The organism is Hylemonella gracilis ATCC 19624 (genome assembly GCF_000211835.1).
GTDB classification, from domain to species: Bacteria; Pseudomonadota; Gammaproteobacteria; order Burkholderiales; family Burkholderiaceae_C; genus Hylemonella; species Hylemonella gracilis.
Genome location: NZ_AEGR01000026.1, coordinates 1 through 2,032 on the forward strand (window position 1 = coordinate 1; position 2,032 = coordinate 2,032).

The 2,032-nt window shown below is 57.3% G+C and carries 2 protein-coding genes and 1 pseudogene; 2 read left to right on the forward strand and 1 reads right to left on the reverse strand.

Translation table 11 applies throughout. The features are described 5' to 3' along the window. Both HGR_RS17490 and HGR_RS02035 read left to right on the forward strand, forming a co-directional pair. The coding region (locus tag HGR_RS17490) for a hypothetical protein (RefSeq protein ID WP_006296393.1) at positions 1-1,084 on the forward strand (1,084 nt) is incomplete at its 5' end. Between the two features lie 21 nt (positions 1,085-1,105). Then, the gene (locus HGR_RS02035) at positions 1,106-1,516 is read left to right on the forward strand and encodes a hypothetical protein (protein WP_006296394.1); all 411 of its coding nucleotides are present in this window, start codon (positions 1,106-1,108) and stop codon (positions 1,514-1,516) included. A 59-nt stretch (positions 1,517-1,575) separates the two neighbouring features. Here HGR_RS02035 and HGR_RS16970 read toward each other — a convergent pair. Continuing rightward, positions 1,576-1,842: pseudogene (locus HGR_RS16970) on the reverse strand (collagenase-like protease); the annotation flags it as partial. Positions 1,843-2,032 lie beyond the last annotated feature (190 nt).

Sequence of the window (2,032 nt, forward strand, 5' to 3'; positions counted from 1 at the left end):
CGAAGCCCAGATCACGACGCTGGACCAGCAGACGGCGGGCTTGAACGCTAGCGCGACCATCGATAACAAGGTGTTCTCCTTGATCAAGAACACCGTGTATGCCTACACCAAGGAGCTGCCGCCTGGAATCGAGGAGGCGTTGGGCGCCGATGGCAAGGCGCTGTACCGCAAGATGCTGATTGACGGCCTCTCGTCTGAAGAGGTGCAGCAACTGGACCAATTCATCACCAACGCTGCTGCATTGAATCAGGGGCTCGAAGCCGAGAAAGCGAGGGCAGCGGCGGCTGCGAAAGAAGGTAATCCTCCGCCTGAGAAAACGGAGAACACAGTTGCGCAAAAGGCCGATGGGGAACTGGATCCGGTTGTGGTGACCGCAAAACCGGGAGAGAGAACTTACGCAGATCGAACAGTCTCCACCCTGGGGGATGCTCAGTACCTACTGAATGACTTGCCTAAAGATCAAGTAGATCAGGCAATGAGCTTGGTATCCCTAATGAGCGGGGGTGTCGCGAAGTACGTGATTGGCGAGGCAGCCAATCAGGTTTACAGCGCTACTCTTGGGGATACGGTGGATGAATGGAAGAATCAAGCATCTGTAGGGATTGCGGCCTGGTCTTGGGGCTCCGACAGTGAGGAGTTTTCTCTAGACATCGGCGCAGAAGGTCAGAAACAGGTGGCCGGTGCTGGGCTTGGCTTGACCTTGCTTGGGACGATGACAGGGCTGATTCCGACGGGCAGTGGAAAATATTCACTAGGTTCGGAGAGGGCAGGGAATGACATCCCAGACTCCACCATCGTATGTCGTGGTGGCTCGTGCACTGCCGATGCATTCAAGAACGGACGCGGTGTGACGTCGGATGCTGCAGGCAATCTGAGCGGCATTTCCACCGGAATCGGCGATTCAGTCGCATCAGCTTCCCAGAATATTCCGCATACAAAAGTAGGCGTGACCACTGTCGGGGATATCCGTGCAGCTGGTGGCCAGGTGGACAACGATCACGGTAACCACGCCAATGTGTCCGGGATCACTGCGGAACAGGCCGCCGATCTGTTCAAAAATGTTGTTAAGAATCCGAACAAGTAGCCGTCACCGTTGGAGCGCCTCATGCTGATCTATGCAGACTTCAATTGCCTGGAGGTTTCACCTGCCTTGCCGGACGAAGTTCATCTCGACCTAACGGGTTATGGGACGCTGGCTAGTCTCAGCCTGCATCAAGTGCGTTTGCGCGTAGGGCAGCACTTGAGCCTTTGCGATCCCGATGGGCTTCAGGTCATAGGAGAGATCGGCTTCGATCCGTTGCGCCGGTCGTTGCGAAGCAGCGGTTGGTTCGCCAAGTTCAAACGGCGTGACATCCAGGAAGGTGCGCCGCTGGAGCACGACTATGCTACCCACCTGTGCTTCAAGTGTCGGCAAAACCTGAAGCCATACCTGGACAAAGTCGGGCGACAGTTTCAAGAAAGCTGCCCGCATTGCGGGACGCCGGTTATGTTCCCGCTGTTGCCGCCGGGGAGTTGAAGCCGCAAAAGGGAGCCTGTCTTGAATTTTGTGTTCGAGGTGAACGACTTACCTGTGAACTAGACCGACATCCCAGGCCGCGTCCGATAAAACGTCAACGGCACTTCCCGCTCCTGCCGCTTGATCACCGAAGGTTTGATCTTGCCCATGACGTGCATTTAGCAGGGTTTGCAGTCGAAGCGCAGAGTGAACTTTTCCTTGCCCTGGGGGATCGTCATGGGCTCGGCGCGCACGGTGCCTTGCACGCCGGTGGCGCCCTTGGCTTGCTTTGGGCAGAGGCTTAAAGAGAAGCGCACGCAGTGCTTGGTGATCATGTGGCTTGTCTTGCTCGTCAGATTCTTCGCAGTTCTCGCAAGTAGTGCGTCCATCGCGGGGGCTGCCGGTGCATCCTCCACCATGGGCTTCTACGCGAACGCCTGCGCCCAGACGGAAGTGACGACGACGAGCACCACGCAGACGGCCAGCATCTGGCAAGGCAGCAGCATCGACGCGGGCAGCCTGGTGATCAGCGGGCAG